Below are 22709 nucleotides of genomic sequence, written 5' to 3'. Positions count from 1 at the left end.
CGCGTTGTTCCTTACACTTTAGCCACGACGGGGCGGCCCAGCAGCCCCTGAGGACGAAAGATCAGAATTAAGACCAGCAATCCAAACGAGAACACGTCTTTATAATCCGAGTTCACCATCCCGGAGAATTGCGCTTCTGCGACGCCCAGAATCAGCCCGCCAAGCATCGCACCGGGCAGAGAGCCGATGCCGCCCAGCACCGCCGCCGTAAAGGCCTTGATGCCGATAACAAACCCGACGTAAAAATCAAAGGTGCCGTAATTCATGGTGATTAGCACGCCCGCCAGCCCGGCCATGGCTGCGCCGATAACAAACACCAGCGAAATAATTCTGTCGGTGTTGATACCCAGGATGGAGGCCATCTTACGATCCTGCTGTACCGCACGGCACATGCGTCCTAAGCGGGTACGGTTGATAATCCAGGTCAGCACCAGCATGCCCGCGAACGAGGCGATGAGAATAAAGACTTTGGTATAGGTTATCTGGACAAACCCTTCGCCGAGGTGAAAACGCAGCACGCCATCAAGCATGGTGGGCACGCCCTGCTGGCGCGGGCCCTGGCTGAGCTGGACGTAGTTTTGCAGTATCAACGACATCCCGATGGCCGAAATCAGCGGTGCCAGACGCGTCGAGTTGCGTAGCGGCTTATAGGCGATGCGCTCAATCGTCCAGCCATAAACGCCGGTGACCACGATGGTGAAAACCAGCGTCCCCAGGATCAGCAGCGGAAAGGAGTGGAGTCCAAAAAACGCCAGCAGGGCCAGGCCAATGGCCGAGAGATAGGCGGAGATCATATACACTTCGCCGTGGGCGAAATTGATCATACCGATGATGCCGTACACCATGGTGTAGCCGATGGCGATAAGACCGTAGACCGAACCCAGCGTTAAGCCATTAATTAATTGTTGCAGGAAGAATGTACTCATGGTCGCGCACCTGAATAAAGGGTTACGCCGACAGTCAGACCTGCCGGCGCTGAGCAGATTCCGTCCCGTTATGGCACTTCTTTATATTTGCCTTTGTCATCCCACTGATAGACCACGTAGTCAGAGACTTTGAGGTCACCTTTGCTGTCCCAGGCTTTTTTACCCATCACCGTGTCGACAGGGTTGGCCTTCAGCCACTCGCTGGCTTTTGCGGAATCCGTCCCTTTCGTGGCCTTGAATGCCGCCGCGATAGCCTGCACAGACGCGTAGGCGTAGAGGGTGTATCCTTCAGGTTCAAATTTACCGGTGCGGAATTTCTCGATGACGGCTTTTCCGTCCGGGATCAGGCGCGGATCTTTACCGAAGGTCATGTAAATACCGTTGGTGTATTGCGCCCCACCGGCGGCGGTGACCATCTCTTCATTGACGATACAGTCTCCCGAGAAGAACTTCGCCTGCACGCCCTGTTCACGCATCTGGCGAACCAGCGGACCCGCTTCCGGGTGACAGCCCCCGAAGAACACCACGTCCGGTTTTTGTGCGCCAATTTTGGTCACCAGCGCGTTAAAGTCTTTCTCCCCGCGGGATAACCCTTCGTACATCACCTCCTTCACGCCGCGTTTCGCCAGCGCCGCCTTAGTGGCGTCCGCCAGCCCCTGACCGTAGGTGTCTTTATCGTGGATGATGACCACCCGTTTGGCTTTCAGCTTATCAAGAATGAAATCGCTGGCGACCTGGCCCTGCTGGTCGTCACGTCCGCACATGCGAAATATATCGCTCATGCCACGTTCGGTAATAAGCGGGTTCGTTGAGCCGGGGGTGATGGAGAGGATCCCGGCATCGCTGTAGACCTCGGAGGCGGGCATGGTCGACGAGGAGCAGAAGTGGCCGACGACCGCTTTCACCTTATCCTGATCGACTAAGCGGTTGGCAACGGCGACGGCCTGTTTGGGCTCGCAGGCGTCGTCGCCCTGAACCAGTTTGATTTTCTCACCGTTGATCCCGCCGGCGGCGTTAATGTCTTCCGCCGCCTGCGTAGCGCCATGCCAGTATTGATCGCCGTAGGTTGCGTTCGGGCCTGTGAACGGCCCGGCCACGCCGATGACGATATCGGCCTGCGCGGAAAAGGCCGTCACCAGACAACCGGCCAGCACCAGGGAGAGGGGAGTTTTGGTAAATTTCAGCGACATTATTATGTTCCTTAGCAAAGAGGTTTTTGCACCAGGTATAAACCCGAACGCCTGATGGCATCGTAAATCCAAAAACAAGAGCGAGAACAAAATGCACTTTAGAAGCAATCTCATGCTTAATACGGCGAGGATCCCACGCACCGCGAAGCGCGCAGAATATTAAGCAAAAAGGTTGCCAGAATGGTTAATCCCTTGACCGGGTCACAACACGTTGAGTATAGAGCGCCGTTTTATGCGCCTTTGCGGGATGAGATGAATTTACAGCGGAGATCACATCTCCTTAACAACAAAGCCCATAAGTTGTGCAACGGTCACGATTTGCACGTTTTTGCAGCAATAAAGACCTAAACTTCAGATAGGCACGCGTGGCGATATATGTCAGGATCGTTTTTTTTATCAGGAGTATCAGCAATGGCTGAAGGCCCATTAAATGAAAGCGAGATGGCGTGGCTGGAAGAGACATTAATCTCTTACGGTCACGACGATGCATCCGTGATTGACGTGTCCGAACTGGACGGCATGCTTACCGCAGTACTTTCCGGTCCCGTTGTGGTGGAGCCCGACACCTGGCTGGTGGCGGTCTGGGGTGGTGAGAAATATATTCCGCGCTGGAAAAACGATCGTGAGATGAACCGTTTTATCGATCTCTGCTTTAAGCACATGAACGATATTGCCGAGCGTTTGAGCGAATACCCGGATCAGTTTGAACCGCTGTTTGGCTATAACGACGTTGACGGTCAGAGCTATACCGTGGTGGAAGAGTGGTGCTATGGCTACATGCGCGGCGTGGCGCTGACGGACTGGTCATCCCTGCCGGAAGCGCTGGAAGCGGACCTGGCGGTGATTGCCCTGCACGGGACGGAAGAGAACAGCGAGAAGCTGGATGCGCTGACCGAAGAGGAGTACATGGCCAGCATCGAGAGCATTCAGCCTGCGGCGCTGCGTTTGTATAACTACTGGGTGGCTAACCCGCAGCAGCCGGAAGCGAAAAAGCCGATCGTGAACGGGTCGAAGGTGGGGCGTAACGATCCGTGCCCGTGCGGGAGTGGGAAGAAGTTTAAAAGCTGCTGCCTGCATTAAATCATTAATTACTGTGGCCTGAATGGGGCACGGGTGTTGAGTCCCCGCTAAAATCGGCGAACCGGAGACCAGATGACAAGGGCTGGACGCCATGGATGGCGGCCAGAGGCGAATCGAGACAGGATGTCGAGTTGAGCCGACCGCAGGCAGATGGTCGGGAGGTGAGCGCAGTGCGAAGCACCGATTTTCCGCGGGGCCGCGGGGATTGATAAGGGGGCCGCGGCGGCCCCCTTATCCCGTTCACATGCTGTGAAAAAATTATATTCTGTTGATCTTAAGGTGAACGGAACAGTACCTCAGGACCTGTATAAATAAGTTATCCCACTTCCGGCAGCATCCCCGCTGCAATCAAAATCTGCACCAGAATAATCACCACCCCACAACCAAACACCGCGCAAAGCATTGGCGTACCGCCCGCTACGCGATACCCCTGCTGCGGATGTTGCTGGCGGCTCTTCCACGCCAGCAGGGAAGGCAGCAGCAGGGCCAGTACCGATAACGCCACGCCAGCATACCCCAGCGCCATCACAAACCCGCGCGGGTAAAAGAGCGCGAAGGCCAGCGGCGGCAGGAAGGTCATCGCCCCCGTCTGTAAGCGTCCGGCAACGGTATTGCGACGCTGGAACAGATCCGCCATATAGTCAAACAGGCCAAGCGCTACGCCGAGGAAGGAGGTTGCCAGCGCCAGGTCTGCAAACAGATGTACCGCCAGCTCCACGTGTGAAGAGGCCACCACGTTACGCAGGGCAACCAGGAATCCATTCAGACCAGAATGCTCTGCCATCAGGCCGATAAAGGTATTGGAATCAATACTGCCCAGCGTCACCAGCTGCCAGAACAGGTAAGCAATCAACGGAATGGCGCTGCCGATAACAAAGACGCGGCGCAGCTTGCGAATATCACCGTTCATATAGCTCACGATGCTCGGCACGCTGCCGTGAAAACCGAAGGAGGTGAAAATAACCGGGATGGCCGAAAGCGCCAGACCTTTCTCCAGCGGGAGGGAGAGCAGGTTAATCTTGTGAACATGCGGTGCCAGCAGCACCAGCATCACAATCAGGAAGAGAATTTTGGCGCTGAACAAAAAACGGTTAAACAGATCGACCAGCGATGTGCCCGCACAAACCACGCCGCCACCGATCAGCGTAAAGACAATGGCGCCTGTTTCCGGTGAAAGTGACGCACCGAAGCCGTCATTGATACTTGACGCAATCAGCTCCCCGGCGCCGCTGATGTAAGCGGCAGTCAGGGCGTACATCAGGAACATCATGCTGAAACCGGTGATCCACTGCCCGTAGCGTCCAAGATAGCGTGCAGCCAGGGAGCCTAAGCCAGTATCGGCAGGGACATGCTGATAAACCTCCAGCAATAATAGCGCGGTGTAACACATCAGGGCCCACAGACCGCCCAGCAGCACTACGGTAACCCCAAACCCGACGCCGGCGGCAGCCAACGGCATGGCCAACATTCCTGCGCCAATTGTCGTTCCGGCGACGATAAAAATACTTCCCAGAGTTCTGTTCTTCACGCTTTCCTCTACAACGCTTCCATACCGCGACTCATTCTGCGGCGCAGAGTAAGGGAAAAGCACCATCTCGTCAAATCACCGTTACATAGGGTGTAATAATTAATTTACAAAAAGAAAAGGGTAACCTGCGCCAGCGCAAAGCGTGCCGTAGAGGGAACGTTTAGTCTGCTTTTTATTTGCGAGAGGTAACCATGTCAATTCACGGACACGACGTGCTGAATATGATGATTGAGTCAGGTGAGCGCTATACGGAGGAGAGTCTGGTTGAGGCGATACATGCCCGCTTTGGCGAAGCGGCGCGTTTCCATACCTGTTCAGCTTCGGAGATGACGGCCGCGGAGCTGGTGGCGTTTCTGGCGGCGCGCGGAAAATTCATTCCAGCAGCAGACGGATTTTCCACTCACGAAAGTAAAATCTGCCGCCATTAAATAATGCGGTGCTGAAAACTCAGCACCGCTTTTCTGTTAATTCTGGGTATCGAGCGTCGACAGCTCTTTATCAATGAAGTACAGACCTTCCCCGGATTTACCTGCCAGAGATAATTTATCCAGCACGGATTTAAACAGCTTCTCTTCTTCGTGCTGTTCAGCCACATACCACTGAAGGAAATTAAAGGTTGGATAATCTTGGCTGGTCATGGCGGCATGAGCCAGTTCATTAATTTTCTGGGTGATCAGCTGTTCATGCTCATAGGTGGCGCGGAACAGTTCATCAAGAGAGCCGTATTCGGCAAAAGGCGATGCCACGTTATCAATGCGCGGCAGGCTGCCGGTGTCCGTCAGGTAATCAAACAGACGCTGCATGTGCGTCATCTCTTCCTGGGCATGACGACGCAGGAAGGCGGCCGCCCCTTCAAAGCTGTGATAGCTGCACCAGGCGCTCATCTGCTGATAAAGCAGGGAAGAAAAAAGCTCAAGATTCATTTGCGCATTGAGCTTGTCGATCATTTCAGTTTTTAACATGGTGCAGCTCCGGTTTATTAATTCTGGTTCACGATGAGCGACACTATAATTTGTTATTTAATTATTTGCAAAAAGTAAAATAAATATTTATTTATTAAAAATACGAATGGGAATAAAACGCATTGCCGTCATTTATATTTATTAATGAGAATTGTTTTAGTTCTTGTTAAATAAACTGCCAGCGTGACTGGCAGTAGCGGTTAATACCACGGATTCTGGCTGGAAGAGGTAACAGCATATCCCTGACATTTATACTGAATGGTCACACTTTCGTTCAGACAGAGTGAACCGCTGATCAGGGTGCAGGTTTTAATTGGCTGCCCGTAGGCTGACGCAGTGGCGTAGCCCATATGTTGACAGGCTTTGGTTGCCGTACCGTTATTAACATACTCATCAGACCAGGCGTTTTGCAGCATGGCCTGGCCATAGTCGAGGCGCACAATTCCGTTTGGGGCATCCGTACTGCTGACTTCTGCCTGACGGTTGATACTGCACCCGGCGAGCAACAGGATCGTTCCGGCTATGATTACACGTTTCATGGTTCACTCTGCGTGACGGGAAATACGCCATTTTAACCAACGCGATGGCACGCAATGGCCGGAATAGCCAGTGGATCTGCCCTTTCACCGTGCAACGAGCCGCGCCAACGCGCGAAATTGTGAGCGCATCTTTGTTTTTTAAAACAAGTTTTCACTTAATTTGAAAGTGCGTTTGTTTGATAGTAAGGTTAAGTTGAAAAGGTATCCACAGCGGGATCGCCCGCCATGCATTCAGGAGAGACAAGATGAAAATTGCACTGATGATGGAAAACAGCCAGGCCGCTAAGAATCCCATCATCCTTAATGAGCTGAAAGCCGTTGCTGATGAGAAAGGTTTTCCGGTCTATAACGTCGGTATGAGTGATGAGAACGATCATCATCTCACCTATATTCACCTGGGCATCATGGCGAGCATTCTGCTTAACGCTAAAGCCGTTGATTTTGTTGTTACCGGCTGCGGTACCGGGCAGGGCGCGCTGATGTCCCTGAACATCCATCCGGGTGTGATTTGCGGTTACTGCATCGATCCTGCGGATGCTTTCCTGTTTGCGCAAATCAACAACGGTAACGCGCTTTCTCTGCCGTTTGCGAAGGGCTTCGGCTGGGGGGCAGAACTGAACGTACGCTTTATCTTTGAGAAAGCGTTTACCGGACGCAATGGCGAAGGCTATCCACCAGAGCGTAAAGAGCCGCAGGTGCGTAACGCCGGGATCCTGAACCAGGTGAAAGCGGCGGTGGTGAAAGAAAACTATCTGGATACCCTGCGAGCAATCGATCCTGAGCTGGTTAAAACCGCCGTATCAGGCCAGCGCTTCCAGCAGTGCTTCTTCGAGAACTGCCAGGACAAAGAGATTGAAGCCTTCGTGCGCGGTATTGTTGGCTGATTTACTTTGCCGGGCGGTGCGTTGCCTGCCCGGCAGATAGCGTTACTTTTTCGATGAGACCGCGCTGCCCGCATCTTTGGTCAGACGCAGCGTGTCAACCATTCCCACCAGGCAGATCAGCGCGATTGCCACAAATGCCAGCCGGAAGCTCATTCCCGGCATACCGGCAATCCCCATCGCCTCACTGACTTTTTCCCCGATACGAATACCAATCGCCCCGAGCGTGATCCCAAGCCCCACGGCAAGCTGCGTTGCGGTTGAAAACAGGGTATTGGCATAGCTCATCTGCGCCGATGGCACATCCGCAAAAGCCAGCGTACTGATGGCTGTAAACTGAATCGAACGGAAAACGCCGCCCAGATAAAGGATCAGCATGATGAGCCACGCGGGCGTCTGCGGCGTAAGAAACGCGCAGGCCAGCAACGCCAGGACATTCAACGCACCGTTAATCAGCAACAGCCGCTTAAACCCCAGGCTGCGGATAAGCGGCGTCGTCGCCGGTTTAATGGTGAGATTGCCAACGAAAACCGCCAGCACCAGCAGGCCAGAATGGAACGCGTCCATGCCAAAGCCGACCTGGAACATCAGCGGTAACAGGAACGGAACCGCGCTGATGGAGGCGCGAAACAGCGATCCGCCGTACAGGGTGACGCGAAACGTCGGCACCTGCATCGCATCGAGCCTGATCATCGGCCAGGTTGCCCGCTTAAAGTGACGCAGCGCCAGGCTTAAGGCGACGACACCGACGATAAACAGCGTGGCGGTTAATCCTGTTCGCAGAGGCTCTGCGCCCATCAACTCCATCGCATAAACCAGGCTCACCATGGCAAGGGTGGTGACAACAAAACCCGGTAAATCAAACGGTCGGCGCGTATCTTCATGCAGGTCTGGAATGATGCGCAGCGCCAGCAAAATGGCGATTATCCCCAGCGGCACGTTAATAAAGAAGATCCAGCGCCAGTCGGCATAGCTGGTAATGAACCCACCCAGCGGCGGGCCGATGATCGGCGCGACCAGCGCAGGCCACGTCAGGGTGGCGATTGCCGTGATGAGCTGATGTTTTGGCGTGGTGCGTAGCACGGCCAGGCGACCTACGGGCACCATCAGCGCGCCACCCATGCCCTGGAGGACGCGCATCGCAACGAACTGATCGAGCGTGGTGGACAGGCCGCAAAATACCGAGGCCAGCGTGAAGATCGCCAGCGCGAGGGCAAACACTTTTCGCGCGCCGAAGCGGTCGGCGATCCAGCCGCTGGCGGGGATCAGTACGGCCAGGGTGATCAGATAGGCGCTGATGCCGATATTCAGATCCACCGCCTGGTCGCCGAAGCTTTTTGCCATATCCGGCAACGCGGTGGCGATCACCGTCCCATCCAGAAACTCCATAAAGAAAGCACCGGCCACCAGCAGCGCCGCAGGCGATAATCCACGGCTCTCTTTGCCGGATACGTTTTCACTCATTCTCTTCCTGCCCGCTCAAAAAATTTTATAAACATTTACTGGAATTTATAAGCCTGTAACGTGCGGATTTATCATGGCTTTTTTTAACAAACCAGCAGCACTGAGGGTTTAATAACCGTGATGCAGGTCACAAAATGGTTGATTTTTGTGATGGTGGTCATATTATAAGCGTATTGACAATAACACCTGCATAACACGTTACTGGAGCAACATAATGAAACTGCGCAAAATCCTGAAAAGCATGTGGGCAAACTACTGCACAACGTTTAAAGACGTCCCACCGGGTGCGATGTTCTGATAAAAAAACCTGCTTCGGCAGGTTTTTTTATGTCTGCGGACGACGAGAGGGAGATGGAAGGGCGTCTATTTTGCTACTATGGCGCCCTTTGAATAAGGAGAACCCCATGTCACAAAACCTGAGCGCCGATCAGGAACTGGTATCTGACGTCGTCGCCTGCCAGCTGGTTATCAAACAAATCCTTGATGTGATTGACGTTATCGCGCCGGTTGAGGTACGCGAAAAGATGTCGACCCAGCTGAAAAACATCGATTTCACCAACCATCCTGCTGCGGCGGACCCGGTTACGCTCCGCGCGATCCAGAAAGCGATTGCGCTGATTGAACTCCGCTTCACACCGCAGGGTGAGTCACACTAAAATAAACCGATGTTTTAAAATTAGAAACTCTTTTCTGCTTTTACGTCGAAGGGCGACAGAGCCTGTCGCCCGCAGAAGGATCAGAAGAACGTCTGCACCAGCAGATAGCTCACCACGCAGGCACAGCTGACGCCAATCAGCCCCGGCAGAATAAAGCTGTGGTTGATGATGAATTTACCGATGCGGGTGGTGCCGGAGCGATCGAACCCGATACAGGCCAGATCGCTCGGATAGGTGGGCAGCACAAAGTAGCCGTAGGATGCCGGGAAGAAGGCCACCAGCATTTTCGGATCGATGCCCAGCATCAACCCCATCGGGGCGACCGCGGTCAAGGCCGCAGCCTGGCTGTTGACCAGTTTTGATACCAGGAACAGCACGATGGCATACGTCCAGGGATGACTTTTCACCACCCCCTCCAGCGCCATTTTCAGCTCGTCGAGATGCGCCTGAAAAAAGGTATCGCTCATCCACGCCACGCCAAACACCGAGAAAATCGCGACCATCCCCGCCTTAAATACCGCCCCGTTTGAAATGGCCGACGCATTCACCTTGCAGGTCATCAGCATGATGGCCCCGGCGATCAGCATCATCATTTGAATGACAAGGTTCATCGACAGGGCTGTCATTTTCCCTTTGATCTCAAACGCCGGACGCAGCTCGGGCAGCGCACCCAGCAGGACCACTACGGCAATCCCGGCGAAGAAGATCCACGTGGACCAGTAGGCCTGTTTCGGGAAACGTTGATCCATCAACGTCTCCGTTCCTCCATAGATAAACTCCCGCTGTTTCGGATCTTTCAGCTTTTCCTGAAATTCGGGATCGTCTGCGAGGTTTTTCCCGCGACGCAAGCTCCACAGTGCCGCAATGGCGACGCCAGACAGTGAGGCCGGTACGGAGACCGCAAGAATTTCAAGGATCCCCCACGCGTGGCCGATACCGTGCTGCGCACCAAGAATCGAGACCAGCGAAACGACGGCCACGGAAACGGGGGAGGCGGTGATCGCCATCTGAGATGCCACCGAGGCCACCGCCATCGGCCGTTCCGGGCGTATGCCTTTTTTCAGGGCGATATCCGCGATAATGGGAAACATGGTGTAGACGACGTGCCCGGTCCCGCACAGGAAGGTCAACATCCAGGTGGTAAACGGTGCGAGAAGGGTGATGTGCTGGGGATGTTTACGCAGCAGGCGCTCTGCAAACTGCATCATTACATTCAGGCCACCGGCGGTCTGTAGCGTGGCCGCACAGCCGATGACGGCGAGGATCGTGAGCATCACGTCAACCGGCGGTTTACCGGGTTGCAGACCAAAGACAAAACTCAAAACAAACAGGCCGATGCCGCTTATCAGCCCCAGGCCCATCCCGCCGAAGCGGGTGCCTATCAGCAGGCAGAGGATAATGACAATAAACTCAATGGTGATCATGATGCTCCCTCGTTAATGAATGTAATTAAACAAATCATTACACGATGTATGGCTATTCATTGGGAGCAAGATCTGATTTGTTAAATGTCAGCAAAAGCAGGAAGTTGGTACCCACTCCCTGACGGGAGTGGGTGAAGGGACTTAGTAGTGTTGCACGGTAGCAATGTCGAGAAGATGGCGGTCCGTCTGCTCCAGACAAATCCCCGCGCGTTTCGCGTTGCGGATTTCATCTGCGAGCGTCTTCAGCAGCATGCCATCCTGCTGCTGCTCTCTGTCCATATCACGTAAAAACTTGAGGGTAATGATGTCCCGTTGCGCTTTGGCTTCATCAGCCAGTTTGCTCAGCTTCGCACAGCGTTGCTCATACTCTTCGAGCGTTTTCTGAAACAGTTCTTCCAGAGAAGTGTAATTATCTTCAATCGTTTCAAGCTCTTTGACGGTAGGGTTTGCGCCGACAGCTTTCAAAAAGTTAAAGACGCGCATCATGTGCGTGACGTTACTTTGCGCCTGAGTACGAAAGAAGGTGGCAGTGCCGTTGAGGCTTTTTCTGGAACACCACGCGCTCAAATGCAGATGCAGATTTGAAGCATAAAACTCCAGGTTCATCTGGGCATTCAGTTTTTGCATCATCGTTTGGGTAGTCATTCTCATATCCTTATTGACTGTGGGACTTGATGTCCGCTACTTAACCTGACCCGGCAGGTATTGACGATTGAATGGCAGAAATAGATTTCTGCAAGGTAAAAAACTCGAAAATTCACTTCCTGTGTTCGATTAAAATAAGCATACGCTTCTCTTTGACTTAAGAAAACTCTTAATTGGGCTGTGTTTACCATACATTACAAATTTAAATATAGCCCAGAACAGAAAGAGGGGTAAGAGATTGAATTTGATATAACCTGTTGATTTTAATGGGTGTGAAATTAATATCGCTCATTTTTATCGTTTCAGGAAACGTTCTTTGGCGGGAAATTCTGTAAAAGTGTTAAATCAGAAATAATATCTGCAAATATATCCTGTCGTATCAAATTTGAGCTAAATCAATTTTCACTTAATATACGGTTCTGTGATCGCGTCGCAAGATTGTGATCTGATAAAGAGTGAAAATGAAACACTGTTTTACATCGTTTAATTCGTTGAGGTTTATGATGGCTAACGTTGCGGTGCTGCTGGCACCCGGTTTTGAAGAAGCAGAAGCGATTATCACGATTGATATTCTGCGGCGTTTACAGATTGAGGTGGAGACGCTGGCCTGTGCGGCGTCCCGTGCGGTAGTGAGTTACCACAATATCCCCATGGTGGCTGACAGTACGTTAACGGAGCGCATTAATACGCTGTATGACGCGGTCGTGTTGCCCGGTGGGCCGCAGGGGAGCGTCAATCTTGCGGCTAACCAAGAGGTGATCCGCTTTGTTTCCGCCCATGACGAGCAGGGCAAACTCATCTGCCCGATCTGCTCTGCGGCCGCGCGGGTGCTGGGCGGTAACGGGCTACTGAAGGGGCGCCGCTACGTCTGTTCCGGCGACCTCTGGCAGAGCGTTGATGATGGAGTATATGTGGATGCGCCGGTCGTGGTAGATAATAACCTCATCAGCGGCAAGGGGCTGGGGCACGCTTTTGACTTTGCGCTGGCGCTCTCTGCTCGTCTGTTGGGTGACGACGCCCCCGTGCGCGATCATGCTGAACACATCTATTACCGCTGGTAATTTTTTCTGCCGGGCGCTAAGGCGTCCGGGTTACAGGGATTTCTTAGCTGACCTTATGGATAATCCTGCTTAACTCCTTTCCATTTGTAGGACAATTACGTCCTTTTTTATGTCATTTTTCGCTGAATTTATGTACGCAATTACTGTAATTCTGCGGTGTGATGTCGCTCTCTTATGGATGATTAATTTCCCGCTAAAACTATCTCCAGCAATAACGCTTATGACGAGGTAAGCGCTAATGCCTTGTTTTAAGTCCGATTAAATAAGTTGTTCGCCATTATTCCCTACAGATAAGAATGCTAAAGCTGGAGTTTACCATGCACAAATTTACTAAAGCGCTGGCGGCCATCGGCCTGGCTGCCGTTATGTCACAATCCGCTATCGCTGAAAATTTAAAGCTCGGTTTTCTGGTTAAACAGCCGGAAGAGCCGTGGTTCCAGACCGAATGGAAATTTGCTGATAAAGCCGGAAAAGATTTGGGATTTGAGGTAATTAAAATCGCCGTACCTGACGGTGAGAAAACGCTGAACGCCATTGATAGCCTGGCGGCCAGCGGCGCGAAAGGTTTCGTTATCTGTACGCCGGATCCAAAACTGGGGTCAGCGATTGCCGCGAAAGCGCGCGGTTACGACATGAAAGTGATTGCGGTGGACGATCAGTTCGTGAACGCCAAAGGTAAACCGATGGATACCGTTCCGCTGGTAATGATGGCGGCCACTAAAATCGGTGAGCGTCAGGGCCAGGAGCTCTACAAAGAGATGCAAAAACGCGGCTGGGATGTCAAAGAGACCGCCGTGATGGCCATTACCGCTGACGAGCTGGACACCGCCCGTCGTCGTACCACCGGGTCCATGGACGCCCTGAAAGCGGCTGGCTTCCCGGAAAAACAGATCTACAAAGTTCCGACCAAATCCAACGATATTCCGGGCGCCTTTGATGCGGCGAACTCCATGCTCGTCCAGCATCCGGAAGTGAAGCACTGGCTGGTGGTGGGGATGAACGACAACACCGTACTGGGCGGCGTGCGTGCAACGGAAGGCCAGGGCTTTAAAGCACCGGACGTGATCGGGATCGGCATCAACGGCGTTGACGCCGTTAGCGAACTGTCTAAAGCGCAGGCGACCGGCTTCTATGGCTCTCTGCTGCCAAGCCCGGATGTCCACGGTTATAAATCCAGCGAAATGCTCTACAACTGGGTGACTAAAGGGGTTGAGCCGCCGAAATTCACCGAAGTGACCGATGTGGTGCTGATCACCCGCGATAACTTCAAAGAGGAGCTGGCGAAAAAAGGACTGGGCGGTAAGTAATACGCTGTGATTGCGCCCCTCACTCACCGTGAGGGGCCAGACGTACACACTACAGGAATCACGGAGTCGTTATGCAACAGTCTGATCCGTATCTCTCTTTCCGCGGCATCGGTAAAACGTTCCCCGGTGTAAACGCGCTGACCGATATCAGCTTCGACTGCTATGCCGGCCAGGTTCACGCCCTGATGGGGGAGAATGGCGCGGGAAAATCCACGCTGCTAAAAATTCTCAGCGGCAACTACACGCCCACCACCGGCACGCTGGCTATTCGCGGCGACGAGGTGGCCTTTGCCGACACCACGGCAGCGTTAAATGCGGGCGTCGCCATCATCTATCAGGAGCTGCATCTCATTCCTGAAATGACCGTGGCGGAGAACATCTATCTGGGCCAGCTTCCGCATAAAAGCGGCGTGGTCAACCGCTCGCTGCTCAACTATGAAGCGGGCTTGCAGCTCAAGCACCTTGGGCTGGATGTCGATCCGCAAACGCCCCTTAAGTATCTCTCCATCGGCCAGTGGCAGATGGTGGAAATTGCCAAAGCGCTGGCACGTAACGCCAAAATTATCGCTTTTGACGAGCCAACCAGCTCGCTCTCGGCGCGTGAAATAGAAAATCTCTTTCGCGTGATCCGCGAGCTGCGCAAAGAGGGCCGCATCATTCTGTACGTTTCTCACCGAATGGAAGAGATTTTTGCCTTAAGCGATGCCATCACCGTGTTTAAAGATGGCCGCTACGTGCGCACCTTCACCGATATGCAGCAGGTTAACCATGACCAACTGGTGCAGGCGATGGTCGGACGCGATCTGGGGGATATTTACCACTGGAAACCGCGCGAGTATGGCCCTGAGCGTCTGCGTCTGGATAACGTCAAAGCCCCGGGCGTGCGCACGCCCATTTCACTCTTGGTGCGCAGCGGCGAAATCGTCGGGCTGTTTGGCCTTGTGGGGGCAGGGCGCAGCGAGCTGATGAAAGGGCTGTTTGGCGGCACCCGAATAACCCAGGGCCAGGTTTTCGTCGACGGGAAAAAGGTCGATATTCAGAAGCCTGCGCAGGCGATTAACGCGGGGATTATGCTCTGCCCGGAGGATCGAAAGGCCGAGGGCATTATTCCGGTGCACTCGGTGCGCGACAACATCAACATCTCTGCCCGGCGCAAGTTCATCCGTGCGGGATGTCTGATTAACGACGGCTGGGAGGCGAGCAACGCGGATCACCATATCCGTTCGCTGAACATCAAAACCCCCGGGGCTGAACAGCTGATCATGAACCTGTCCGGCGGCAATCAGCAAAAAGCCATTCTGGGGCGCTGGCTGTCGGAAGATATGAAGGTCATTTTGCTGGATGAGCCAACGCGCGGTATCGACGTGGGGGCGAAACACGAAATCTATAACGTCATCTATGAACTGGCAAAACGCGGTGTGGCGGTCCTGTTCGCCTCCAGCGATCTGCCTGAGGTGCTGGGCGTCGCCGACCGCATTGTTGTGATGCGTGAAGGTGAAATTGCCGGTGAATTGCTGCATGAACAGGCGAATGAACAACAGGCGTTGAGTCTCGCCATGCCTAAAGTTAGCCAGGCTGTCGCCTGAGTAAGGAGTCAATGATGTCCTCTGTTACTACATCCGGAGCGCCGAAGTCGGCTTTCAGTTTTGGCCGCATCTGGGACCAGTACGGCATGCTGGTGGTCTTTGCTGCCCTGTTCGTCGCCTGCGCGATTTTTGTGCCGAATTTCGCCACGTTCATCAATATGAAGGGGCTGGGGCTGGCTATCTCCATGTCCGGCATGGTGGCCTGCGGAATGCTATTCTGCCTGGCCTCCGGCGATTTTGACCTGTCGGTTGCCTCGGTGATTGCCTGTGCAGGCGTCACCACTGCCGTGGTGATCAACATGACCGAAAGCCTGTGGATCGGCGTGCTGGCCGGGCTGCTGCTCGGCGTGCTGAGCGGCCTGGTGAACGGGTTTGTCATTGCGCGCCTGAAGATTAACGCCCTGATTACGACGCTGGCGACCATGCAAATCGTGCGCGGTCTGGCCTATATCATCTCCGACGGGAAAGCCGTGGGGATTGAAGACGAGCGCTTCTTCACGCTGGGCTATGCCAACTGGCTGGGTCTGCCTGCGCCAATCTGGCTGACGGTAGGCTGTTTGATCCTGTTCGGTTTCCTGCTTAACCGCACCACGTTTGGCCGTAACACGCTGGCGATTGGCGGCAATGAAGAGGCGGCGCGTCTGGCGGGTGTCCCGGTCGTACGGACCAAGATCATTATCTTCGTGCTTTCCGGGCTGGTATCGGCGGCGGCGGGGATTATTCTGGCGTCGCGTATGACCAGCGGCCAGCCAATGACCTCCATTGGTTATGAGCTGATCGTCATCTCAGCCTGCGTTTTAGGGGGCGTTTCCCTCAAGGGCGGCATCGGAAAAATCTCATATGTGGTGGCGGGGATCCTGATTCTGGGGACCGTGGAGAACGCCATGAACCTGCTTAATATTTCTCCGTTCTCTCAGTACGTCGTACGCGGCCTGATCCTGCTGGCAGCGGTGATCTTCGACCGTTACAAGCAAAAAGCGAAGCGTACCGTCTGATTTATTTTTAGCCATCAATATGCTCAACTATTAACCATAGTTGACCCCCTGACCGGCCCGCCAGTTTTGCTGACGGGCCGGTTGCCAAATGGCGAGCACCGTCACACTGTCTATACTTACATGGCTGTTTTGTTCACTGTAAGGAGGATTAGGGTGGCTGACTTGTTAACCGCACCGCCTGTACTGCCCGGAAAATTTGCTTTCTTTTTTGACCTCGACGGGACGCTCGCCGGGATTGAACCGCATCCGGATGACGTCGTTGTACCGGACACGGTGTTAGAGAATTTGCAGCAGCTCTCCCGACAGAACGAGGGGGCACTGGCATTGATTTCAGGGCGCTCAATGGCCGAGCTGGACGTGCTCGCCAGTCCTTATCACTTTCCGCTGGCCGGTGTGCACGGAGCGGAGCGCCGCGATATCCATGATCAACTGCATATAGTTTCACTCCCCGACACGCTGATTCAGGCGCTGCATACGCAACTCTCTTCGGCTCTGGAAATGCTTCCCGGTACGGAACTGGAAGCCAAAGGCATGGCCTTTGCGCTGCACTACCGTCAGGCGCCCCATCATGAGGCGGCGATCTTTGCGGTGGCAAGAAGCGTGGCGGAAGCCCATCCGGAGCTGGCGTTACAGCCGGGTAAATGTGTGGTCGAGATTAAACCGGCAGGAATTAATAAAGGCGCTGCCATTGCAGCGTTTATGGCGGAAGCGCCGTTCAAAGGGCGTACGCCAGTCTTTTTTGGGGATGACCTGACCGACGAGGCCGGGTTCAGGGTGGTAAACCAGGCCCAGGGCATGTCTGTCAAGGTTGGATCTGGTGAAACCATTGCCGGATGGCGGCTGGAAAATGTCGCCAGCGTCTGGCAGTGGATATCTGACGTCGCTAACCAGCAACAACAACAAATAGCGCAAAACAACGGGAGAAATCATTATGGGTCGCTTAGTCGTCGTCTCTAATCGCATCGCACCGCCGGATGATAAAAAAGCCAGTGCCGGTGGCCTGGCGGTCGGGGTATTAGGTGCCCTCAAAGCCGCGGGTGGTCTCTGGTTTGGCTGGAGCGGGGAAATCAGTAATGATGAGAAACCGCTAAAAAAGGTGTCACGGGGCAATATCACGTGGGCCTCCTTCGCCCTTAGCGAGAAGGACTACGATGAATATTATTCCGAGTTCTCAAACGCCGTGCTGTGGCCAGCGTTTCACTATCGTCTGGATCTGGTGAAATTCCAGCGTGAATCCTATGAAGGCTACATGCGCGTTAACGCGCTGCTGGCAGATAAACTGCTGCCGCTAATCGAAGAAGACGATATTTTATGGATCCACGATTACCATCTGCTGCCCTTCGCCAGGGAGCTGCGTAAACGGGGTGTGAAGAACCGGATCGGCTTCTTCCTGCATATTCCGTTCCCGACCCCGGAGATCTTTACGGCGCTACCGCAGCATGATGAAATTCTTGAAGCATTGTCTGATTACGACCTGCTCGGTTTCCAGACGGAAAATGACAGGCTGGCGTTCCTCGACAGCGTGTCGGGTAAAACCCGGCTGGTCACTCACGGCGGCAAATCTCACACCGCGTGGGGACGAAATTTCCATACCGAAGTCTACCCGATTGGTATTGAGCCTGACGAAATCGCCGAGCAGGCCTCTGGTCCGCTGCCGCCGAAGCTTGCCCAGCTCAAGGACGAACTCAAGCACGTTAAGAATATCTTTTCGGTTGAACGACTGGATTATTCCAAAGGGTTGCCGGAGCGATTCCTCGCTTATGAAACCCTGCTGGATAAATTCCCGCAGCATCACGGCAAGATCCGCTATACCCAGATAGCGCCGACCTCGCGCGGTGAGGTTCAGGCTTACCAGGATATTCGTCACCAGCTGGAGACCGAAGCAGGGCGCATCAACGGGCGCTATGGTCAGCTCGGCTGGACTCCACTTTTCTATCTGAATCAGCACTTTGAGCGCAAAATCCTGATGAAAGTGTTCCGCTATGCGGACGTCGGGCTGGTCACCCCGCTGCGCGACGGGATGAATCTGGTGGCAAAAGAGTATGTAGCAGCACAAGATCCTGCTGACCCGGGCGTGCTGGTGCTGTCCCAATTTGCCGGTGCGGCAAACGAGTTAACCTCGGCGCTGATTGTGAACCCTTACGATCGCGATGACGTGGCAAATGCCCTGAACCGCGCGTTAACCATGCCGCTTGCGGAACGTATTTCACGTCATTCAGAAATGATGGAGACCATCGTCAAGAATGATATCAACCGCTGGCAGGCGCGTTTTATTGACGATTTGCGCGCGATCCAGCCGCAAACTCAGGAAGGTGATCTGCAAAAAAAGATCGCGACCTTCCCTAAACTCGCCTGATTTTCTCCGGGGGCATTAATTGCCCCCGAGAGGCACCAGCAGGACATCCACCTGGCTTGACGAAACGATGGATTTTGCCGAGCATGCCGCCCGGGAAAAAAAGCTCTGGTTATGATTTCCGCAAATGACAAGGTCAACATTCTGTTTCTGACAAATGTCGAGAATATGTCCACTTAACTCGCCGGTGGCAATCACCGTCTGGTGGACAGGATATTTTGCCCGCTCAACCAGCTCGCGCAGAAATTGCTGCGTTTCCTCCTGAAGAACCTCACGAATATCTTCCAGCATTGGCGCTGCCAGTTGATTATACATTTCGGGTTCAGCTGCCAGGGTGATCAGACTTATGCGGGCATTATTCGGGCGGGCAATGGAAACGGCACGGGCGACGAGTTGATGACTTTCGGGGGAAACCGCAACAGAAACAAGAAGATGGGAGTAACTCATCACACACTCCTTTTATGTCAGAATGACACGTTTCTCAAGCTTTACCGCGAATCTGCCGCTTCTGCAAGAGGCACATGCGACAATAGTGTGAAGCTTATCATAATTATTCATTAATTATTCTTATAAGAAGAATAACGAAATGGGGACGCTAAATGAAAGTAATTAACAACTTAACGTAAATCACACATTTAGCCTTCCGTGCTGTTAAATCGCGTTAACCGATCGTCAACGCAAGCGTGATGGTTACCCATGGAAACTTTTTTCTCGAAAGGAAAACTTAAGCTGCTGTTTTTACTTAATTAACTCCGCCTCTTCTCTGGCGTTCGCGCCCGTTGTGACGCGAAAGGGTAGTGCTTCTTCGACGTAGCAATTTTCATACCCGATCCCCTCATCCCTCTGCATGAGTATTCGTTCCATAAGAATATAAACAAGCTTCAGTTGCTCAATAAATAGTCAAATTACAAGTCACGCTGATGGATTTATGGGTTACATTCGCGTAAATTATGTGACGTAGATCACATTTTTTTTAAATTCCAGGGGGGGCTGCATTGTATGTGTCAAAACTGACGAGTAGAGTTTGCGTCGAATTAGGAAAAATCTTAGTTATTTGTAAGAAAAGATAAAATGTGTAACCGACATTTTGGCCATGTTAACCGGTCACGCGCTTTACGACGTACAAACCTAAATTCAACTATGCATTTGGCCTTTTCTTTTTATACCGGGTGATTTCCCGGCGACATCACGGGGTGCGGTCTTTCCGCATAAAAATAATAGTTGGTTATTCGGGATGGGAAAAATGCATACATCCGAGTTGCTAAAACATATTTATGACATCAATTTGTCGTATTTATTGCTCGCGCAGCGTTTGATTAGTCAGGACAAACCGTCAGCGATGTTTCGTCTGGGTGTTAACGAAGAGATGGCAACCATGCTGGGTGGATTAACCCTCCCGCAAATGGTCAAGCTGGCTGAAACCAATCAACTTGTCTGCCAGTTCCGTTTTGATAACCCGCAGACCATTACGCGTCTGACTCAGGAATCCCGCGTGGACGATCTGCAACAGATCCACACTGGTATTCTTCTCTCCACCCGCCTGCTCAACGAAATCAGCCAGCCTGATGACGTAGCCCGGAAGAAAAGGGCTTAACAATGAGCGAAAAAAGCATTGTTCAGGAAGCCCGTGATATCCAGCTGGCGATGGAACTCATCACGCTCGGTGCGCGTTTACAAATGCTGGAAAGCGAGACGCAGCTGAGCCGTGGTCGTCTGATCAAGCTGTACAAAGAATTGCGTGGTAGCCCGCCGCCAAAAGGCATGCTGCCGTTTTCGACTGACTGGTTCATGACCTGGGAGCAGAACATTCATGCTTCCATGTTCTGTAACGCCTGGCAGTACCTGCTTAAAACGGGCTTATGCAGCGGCGTTGATGCCGTGATCAAAGCCTACAAACTTTACCTTGAGCAATGCCCGCAGCAGGAAGAGGGACCCCTGCTGGCGCTGACCCGCGCCTGGACGCTGGTGCGTTTTGTTGAAAGCGGAATGCTTGAATTGTCCCGCTGCAACTGCTGTGACGGCAATTTCATTACCCACGCGCACCAGCCTGCGGGCAGCTTCGCCTGTAGTTTGTGCCAGCCTCCATCCCGAGCCGTAAAAAGACGTAAACTTTCCCGGGATGCTGCCGATATTATTCCACAACTGCTGGATGAACAGATCGAACACGCTGTTTAACCCGAACCTGTGGGCAAGATTCCAGCAGCGGTAAGCGATTACCGCTGCTTTTTTTTACCCTGCGTTCAGGTCATGCGCTCGAAATGAACGTCCTGCCATAGTCACTAGCGGAAGGATGATGTCGTGCTTATCTTATTAGGTTACCTGGTAGTTCTCGGTACAGTTTTCGGCGGTTACATGATGACCGGCGGGCACCTTGGAGCACTCTATCAACCGGCTGAACTTGTCATCATCGGCGGTGCAGGGGTAGGGGCTTTTATCGTTGGTAACAACGGTAAATCGATCAAGGGCACGCTGAAGGCGATTCCGCTGCTGTTTCGTCGCTCGAAATACACCAAAAGCATGTATATGGATCTGCTGGCGCTGCTCTATCGCCTGATGGCGAAGTCACGTCAGCAGGGGATGTTCTCGCTGGAGCGGGACATCGAAAACCCGAAAGAGAGCGAAATTTTCGCCAGCTACCCGCGTATTCTGGCCGACGCGATGATGCTCGATTTTATCGTCGATTACCTGCGACTGATCATCAGCGGCAACATGAACACCTTCGAAATTGAAGCCCTGATGGACGAAGAGATCGAAACCCACGAGAGCGAGTCCGAAGTACCGGCCAACAGCCTGGCGCTGGTGGGCGACTCGCTTCCGGCGTTCGGCATCGTGGCGGCGGTCATGGGCGTCGTTCATGCCCTGGCCTCGGCGGATCGCCCGGCGGCTGAACTGGGGGCGCTGATTGCCCACGCGATGGTGGGGACGTTCCTCGGTATTTTACTGGCCTACGGCTTTATCTCCCCGCTGGCGAGCGTGCTGCGCCAGAAGAGCGCCGAAACCACCAAAATGATGCAGTGCGTGAAAATTACGCTGCTCTCAAACCTCAACGGCTATGCGCCACCGATTGCCGTCGAATTTGGTCGTAAGACGCTTTACTCCAGCGAACGTCCGTCGTTTATCGAACTGGAAGAGCACGTGCGCGCGGTGAAAAACCCTAACCAACAGACGACAACTGAGGACGCATGAAAAACCAGTCCCATCCGATCGTCATCGTAAAAAAGCGCAAGCATAAGGGGCACGGGCACGGTTCTCACGGCTCCTGGAAGATCGCGTACGCCGACTTTATGACCGCCATGATGGCCTTCTTTCTGGTGATGTGGCTAATCTCCATCTCCAGCCCGAAAGAGCTTATTCAGATTGCGGAATATTTCAGAACGCCGCTGGCGACGGCGGTTACCGGCGGGCCGCGCATTTCTAACAGCGACAGCCCGATCCCCGGCGGCGGTGACGATTACACCCAGCAGCAGGGTGAAGTGAAAAAACAGCCTAACATCGACGAGCTGAAAAAAAAGATGGAGCAGGCGCGTCTGAAAAAACTGCGCGGTGACCTGGATCAGCTGATTGAAGCAGACCCTAAGCTGCGCGCGCTGCGTCCGCATCTGAAAATTGACCTGGTACAGGAAGGGCTGCGTATTCAGATCATCGACAGCCAGAACCGGCCGATGTTTAAAACCGGCAGCGCCGACGTGGAGCCCTACATGCGCGATATTCTGCGTGCGATTGCACCGGTGCTGAACGGTATTCCTAACCGCATTAGCCTGTCCGGACACACGGATGATTTCCCGTACGCCACGGGAGAGAAGGGATACAGCAACTGGGAGCTTTCTGCCGATCGCGCCAACGCCTCGCGTCGCGAGCTGGTGGCGGGTGGGCTTGATGATGGCAAGGTCCTGCGCGTGGTCGGCATGGCTGCAACCATGCGCCTGACTGACCGCGGACCGGATGACGCCATCAACCGTCGTATCAGTCTTTTAGTGCTGAACCAGCAGGCGGAGCAGGCCATCCTGCATGAAAACGCCGAAAGTCAGAATGAGTCACTGGACGATTTAAAACAGCCTGGGGCCGTCCCTTCGGCTGCCGTTCCAACATCGCCACCAGCCAATCCGAGGTGA

The 22709-nt window shown here is 53.5% G+C and carries 24 protein-coding genes; 15 read left to right on the top strand and 9 right to left on the bottom strand.

Annotated elements, in window-relative coordinates:
- Positions 1-11: 11 nt before the first annotated feature.
- A complete protein-coding gene (locus tag KTH07_RS11460; protein WP_003859667.1) occupies positions 12-926 on the bottom strand; it encodes a branched-chain amino acid ABC transporter permease in 915 nt (304 codons plus the stop codon).
- A gap of 68 nt (positions 927-994) precedes the next feature.
- On the bottom strand, positions 995-2116 hold the full coding sequence (locus KTH07_RS11455) for a branched-chain amino acid ABC transporter substrate-binding protein (protein WP_003859669.1): 1122 nt from the start codon (positions 2114-2116) through the stop codon (positions 995-997).
- 411 nt (positions 2117-2527) lie between these two features.
- Here KTH07_RS11455 and KTH07_RS11450 point away from each other — a divergent pair, with 411 nt between their 5' ends.
- On the top strand, positions 2528-3196 hold the full coding sequence (locus KTH07_RS11450) for a YecA family protein (protein WP_003859671.1): 669 nt from the start codon (positions 2528-2530) through the stop codon (positions 3194-3196).
- 316 nt (positions 3197-3512) lie between these two features.
- Here KTH07_RS11450 and tyrP read toward each other — a convergent pair whose 3' ends face one another.
- Positions 3513-4724 (bottom strand): tyrosine transporter TyrP, encoded by a 1212-nt coding sequence (tyrP, locus tag KTH07_RS11445; RefSeq protein ID WP_032620305.1) that lies wholly within the window; start codon positions 4722-4724, stop codon positions 3513-3515.
- Between the two features lie 191 nt (positions 4725-4915).
- Between tyrP and KTH07_RS11440 the strand changes: the two genes are divergently transcribed.
- Complete coding sequence (locus KTH07_RS11440) at positions 4916-5152, top strand: YecH family metal-binding protein (RefSeq protein WP_003859673.1); 237 nt, start codon at positions 4916-4918, stop codon at positions 5150-5152.
- A gap of 36 nt (positions 5153-5188) precedes the next feature.
- Here KTH07_RS11440 and ftnA read toward each other — a convergent pair whose 3' ends face one another.
- Together ftnA and yecR are read right to left on the bottom strand one after the other, a co-directional pair.
- Positions 5189-5686, bottom strand: coding sequence for a non-heme ferritin (ftnA, locus tag KTH07_RS11435; RefSeq protein WP_003859676.1), 498 nt, complete (start codon positions 5684-5686; stop codon positions 5189-5191).
- A 200-nt stretch (positions 5687-5886) separates the two neighbouring features.
- On the bottom strand, positions 5887-6225 hold the full coding sequence (gene yecR, locus KTH07_RS11430; RefSeq protein WP_015570249.1) for a YecR family lipoprotein: 339 nt from the start codon (positions 6223-6225) through the stop codon (positions 5887-5889).
- Between the two features lie 245 nt (positions 6226-6470).
- Here yecR and KTH07_RS11425 point away from each other — a divergent pair, with 245 nt between their 5' ends.
- The gene (locus KTH07_RS11425; RefSeq protein WP_003859680.1) at positions 6471-7109 is read left to right on the top strand and encodes an RpiB/LacA/LacB family sugar-phosphate isomerase; all 639 of its coding nucleotides are present in this window, start codon (positions 6471-6473) and stop codon (positions 7107-7109) included.
- A gap of 42 nt (positions 7110-7151) precedes the next feature.
- Here KTH07_RS11425 and KTH07_RS11420 read toward each other — a convergent pair whose 3' ends face one another.
- Positions 7152-8570 (bottom strand): MFS transporter, encoded by a 1419-nt coding sequence (locus KTH07_RS11420; protein ID WP_017384426.1) that lies wholly within the window; start codon positions 8568-8570, stop codon positions 7152-7154.
- 214 nt (positions 8571-8784) lie between these two features.
- Between KTH07_RS11420 and azuC the strand changes: the two genes are divergently transcribed.
- On the top strand, positions 8785-8868 hold the full coding sequence (gene azuC, locus KTH07_RS11415) for a stress response protein AzuC (protein WP_003859682.1): 84 nt from the start codon (positions 8785-8787) through the stop codon (positions 8866-8868).
- A gap of 106 nt (positions 8869-8974) precedes the next feature.
- Positions 8975-9226: a DUF2766 family protein gene (locus KTH07_RS11410; RefSeq protein WP_003859683.1), complete on the top strand. Its 252-nt coding sequence runs from the start codon at positions 8975-8977 to the stop codon at positions 9224-9226.
- 80 nt (positions 9227-9306) lie between these two features.
- On the opposite strand, the gene KTH07_RS11405 is transcribed toward KTH07_RS11410, so the two are convergent.
- Both KTH07_RS11405 and KTH07_RS11400 read right to left on the bottom strand, forming a co-directional pair.
- Positions 9307-10650: an anaerobic C4-dicarboxylate transporter gene (locus KTH07_RS11405; protein ID WP_017693227.1), complete on the bottom strand. Its 1344-nt coding sequence runs from the start codon at positions 10648-10650 to the stop codon at positions 9307-9309.
- A gap of 141 nt (positions 10651-10791) precedes the next feature.
- Entirely contained in the window at positions 10792-11295 is a 504-nt protein-coding gene (locus KTH07_RS11400) for a non-heme ferritin-like protein (protein WP_032619513.1), read from the bottom strand.
- Positions 11296-11798: 503 nt separating this feature from the next.
- On the opposite strand from KTH07_RS11400, the gene KTH07_RS11395 reads away from it, so the two are divergent.
- From KTH07_RS11395 to otsA, 6 genes are all read left to right on the top strand, one after another.
- Positions 11799-12356: a DJ-1/PfpI family protein gene (locus tag KTH07_RS11395; protein ID WP_017384423.1), complete on the top strand. Its 558-nt coding sequence runs from the start codon at positions 11799-11801 to the stop codon at positions 12354-12356.
- Positions 12357-12673: 317 nt separating this feature from the next.
- A complete protein-coding gene (gene araF / locus KTH07_RS11390) occupies positions 12674-13663 on the top strand; it encodes an arabinose ABC transporter substrate-binding protein AraF (RefSeq protein WP_017384422.1) in 990 nt (329 codons plus the stop codon).
- A 71-nt stretch (positions 13664-13734) separates the two neighbouring features.
- A complete protein-coding gene (araG, locus tag KTH07_RS11385) occupies positions 13735-15249 on the top strand; it encodes an L-arabinose ABC transporter ATP-binding protein AraG (RefSeq protein ID WP_032619514.1) in 1515 nt (504 codons plus the stop codon).
- A gap of 14 nt (positions 15250-15263) precedes the next feature.
- Entirely contained in the window at positions 15264-16244 is a 981-nt protein-coding gene (gene araH, locus KTH07_RS11380; RefSeq protein WP_003859689.1) for an arabinose ABC transporter permease AraH, read from the top strand.
- 153 nt (positions 16245-16397) lie between these two features.
- Complete coding sequence (gene otsB / locus KTH07_RS11375; RefSeq protein ID WP_023303910.1) at positions 16398-17201, top strand: trehalose-phosphatase; 804 nt, start codon at positions 16398-16400, stop codon at positions 17199-17201.
- Complete coding sequence (otsA, locus tag KTH07_RS11370; protein ID WP_015570257.1) at positions 17176-18600, top strand: alpha,alpha-trehalose-phosphate synthase; 1425 nt, start codon at positions 17176-17178, stop codon at positions 18598-18600. The genes otsB and otsA overlap by 26 nt, the downstream gene beginning before the upstream one ends.
- Positions 18601-18615: 15 nt before the next feature.
- Here the strand turns inward: otsA and uspC are convergent, their stop codons facing one another.
- Positions 18616-19044 (bottom strand): universal stress protein UspC, encoded by a 429-nt coding sequence (uspC, locus tag KTH07_RS11365; RefSeq protein WP_017384418.1) that lies wholly within the window; start codon positions 19042-19044, stop codon positions 18616-18618.
- Positions 19045-19840: 796 nt separating this feature from the next.
- Between uspC and flhD the strand changes: the two genes are divergently transcribed.
- The 4 genes from flhD to motB all read left to right on the top strand — a co-directional run bounded on the left by flhD (position 19841) and on the right by motB (position 22709).
- Complete coding sequence (flhD, locus tag KTH07_RS11360; RefSeq protein ID WP_003859693.1) at positions 19841-20191, top strand: flagellar transcriptional regulator FlhD; 351 nt, start codon at positions 19841-19843, stop codon at positions 20189-20191.
- A 2-nt stretch (positions 20192-20193) separates the two neighbouring features.
- Positions 20194-20772, top strand: a complete 579-nt coding sequence (gene flhC, locus KTH07_RS11355; protein ID WP_003859695.1) for a flagellar transcriptional regulator FlhC — start codon at positions 20194-20196, stop codon at positions 20770-20772.
- A 123-nt stretch (positions 20773-20895) separates the two neighbouring features.
- Positions 20896-21783, top strand: a complete 888-nt coding sequence (gene motA, locus KTH07_RS11350; protein ID WP_003859696.1) for a flagellar motor stator protein MotA — start codon at positions 20896-20898, stop codon at positions 21781-21783.
- Positions 21780-22709, top strand: a complete 930-nt coding sequence (gene motB / locus KTH07_RS11345) for a flagellar motor protein MotB (RefSeq protein ID WP_017693230.1) — start codon at positions 21780-21782, stop codon at positions 22707-22709. The genes motA and motB overlap by 4 nt, the downstream gene beginning before the upstream one ends.

The sequence above is a fragment of the Enterobacter cloacae complex sp. ECL72 genome (assembly GCF_019056635.1).
GTDB classification, from domain to species: domain Bacteria; phylum Pseudomonadota; class Gammaproteobacteria; order Enterobacterales; family Enterobacteriaceae; genus Enterobacter; species Enterobacter hormaechei_C.
This window is presented reverse-complemented; position numbering and strand designations above follow the sequence as displayed.

What these genes read in the sequence shown, in the direction of transcription:
- araG (WP_032619514.1), top strand. Translation starts at nt 13,735, where the DNA reads ATGCAACAGTCTGATCCGTATCTCTCTTTCCGCGGCATCGGTAAAACG.
- araF (WP_017384422.1), top strand. Translation starts at nt 12,674, where the DNA reads ATGCACAAATTTACTAAAGCGCTGGCGGCCATCGGCCTGGCTGCCGTT.
- araH (WP_003859689.1), top strand. Translation starts at nt 15,264, where the DNA reads ATGTCCTCTGTTACTACATCCGGAGCGCCGAAGTCGGCTTTCAGTTTT.
- motB (WP_017693230.1), top strand. Translation starts at nt 21,780, where the DNA reads ATGAAAAACCAGTCCCATCCGATCGTCATCGTAAAAAAGCGCAAGCAT.
- ftnA (WP_003859676.1), bottom strand. Translation starts at nt 5,686, where the DNA reads ATGTTAAAAACTGAAATGATCGACAAGCTCAATGCGCAAATGAATCTT.
- KTH07_RS11455 (WP_003859669.1), bottom strand. Translation starts at nt 2,116, where the DNA reads ATGTCGCTGAAATTTACCAAAACTCCCCTCTCCCTGGTGCTGGCCGGT.
- otsA (WP_015570257.1), top strand. Translation starts at nt 17,176, where the DNA reads ATGGGTCGCTTAGTCGTCGTCTCTAATCGCATCGCACCGCCGGATGAT.
- flhC (WP_003859695.1), top strand. Translation starts at nt 20,194, where the DNA reads ATGAGCGAAAAAAGCATTGTTCAGGAAGCCCGTGATATCCAGCTGGCG.
- KTH07_RS11400 (WP_032619513.1), bottom strand. Translation starts at nt 11,295, where the DNA reads ATGACTACCCAAACGATGATGCAAAAACTGAATGCCCAGATGAACCTG.
- azuC (WP_003859682.1), top strand. Translation starts at nt 8,785, where the DNA reads ATGAAACTGCGCAAAATCCTGAAAAGCATGTGGGCAAACTACTGCACA.
- flhD (WP_003859693.1), top strand. Translation starts at nt 19,841, where the DNA reads ATGCATACATCCGAGTTGCTAAAACATATTTATGACATCAATTTGTCG.
- yecR (WP_015570249.1), bottom strand. Translation starts at nt 6,225, where the DNA reads ATGAAACGTGTAATCATAGCCGGAACGATCCTGTTGCTCGCCGGGTGC.
- KTH07_RS11420 (WP_017384426.1), bottom strand. Translation starts at nt 8,570, where the DNA reads ATGAGTGAAAACGTATCCGGCAAAGAGAGCCGTGGATTATCGCCTGCG.
- uspC (WP_017384418.1), bottom strand. Translation starts at nt 19,044, where the DNA reads ATGAGTTACTCCCATCTTCTTGTTTCTGTTGCGGTTTCCCCCGAAAGT.
- KTH07_RS11460 (WP_003859667.1), bottom strand. Translation starts at nt 926, where the DNA reads ATGAGTACATTCTTCCTGCAACAATTAATTAATGGCTTAACGCTGGGT.
- KTH07_RS11425 (WP_003859680.1), top strand. Translation starts at nt 6,471, where the DNA reads ATGAAAATTGCACTGATGATGGAAAACAGCCAGGCCGCTAAGAATCCC.
- KTH07_RS11405 (WP_017693227.1), bottom strand. Translation starts at nt 10,650, where the DNA reads ATGATCACCATTGAGTTTATTGTCATTATCCTCTGCCTGCTGATAGGC.
- KTH07_RS11450 (WP_003859671.1), top strand. Translation starts at nt 2,528, where the DNA reads ATGGCTGAAGGCCCATTAAATGAAAGCGAGATGGCGTGGCTGGAAGAG.
- KTH07_RS11440 (WP_003859673.1), top strand. Translation starts at nt 4,916, where the DNA reads ATGTCAATTCACGGACACGACGTGCTGAATATGATGATTGAGTCAGGT.
- KTH07_RS11395 (WP_017384423.1), top strand. Translation starts at nt 11,799, where the DNA reads ATGGCTAACGTTGCGGTGCTGCTGGCACCCGGTTTTGAAGAAGCAGAA.
- KTH07_RS11410 (WP_003859683.1), top strand. Translation starts at nt 8,975, where the DNA reads ATGTCACAAAACCTGAGCGCCGATCAGGAACTGGTATCTGACGTCGTC.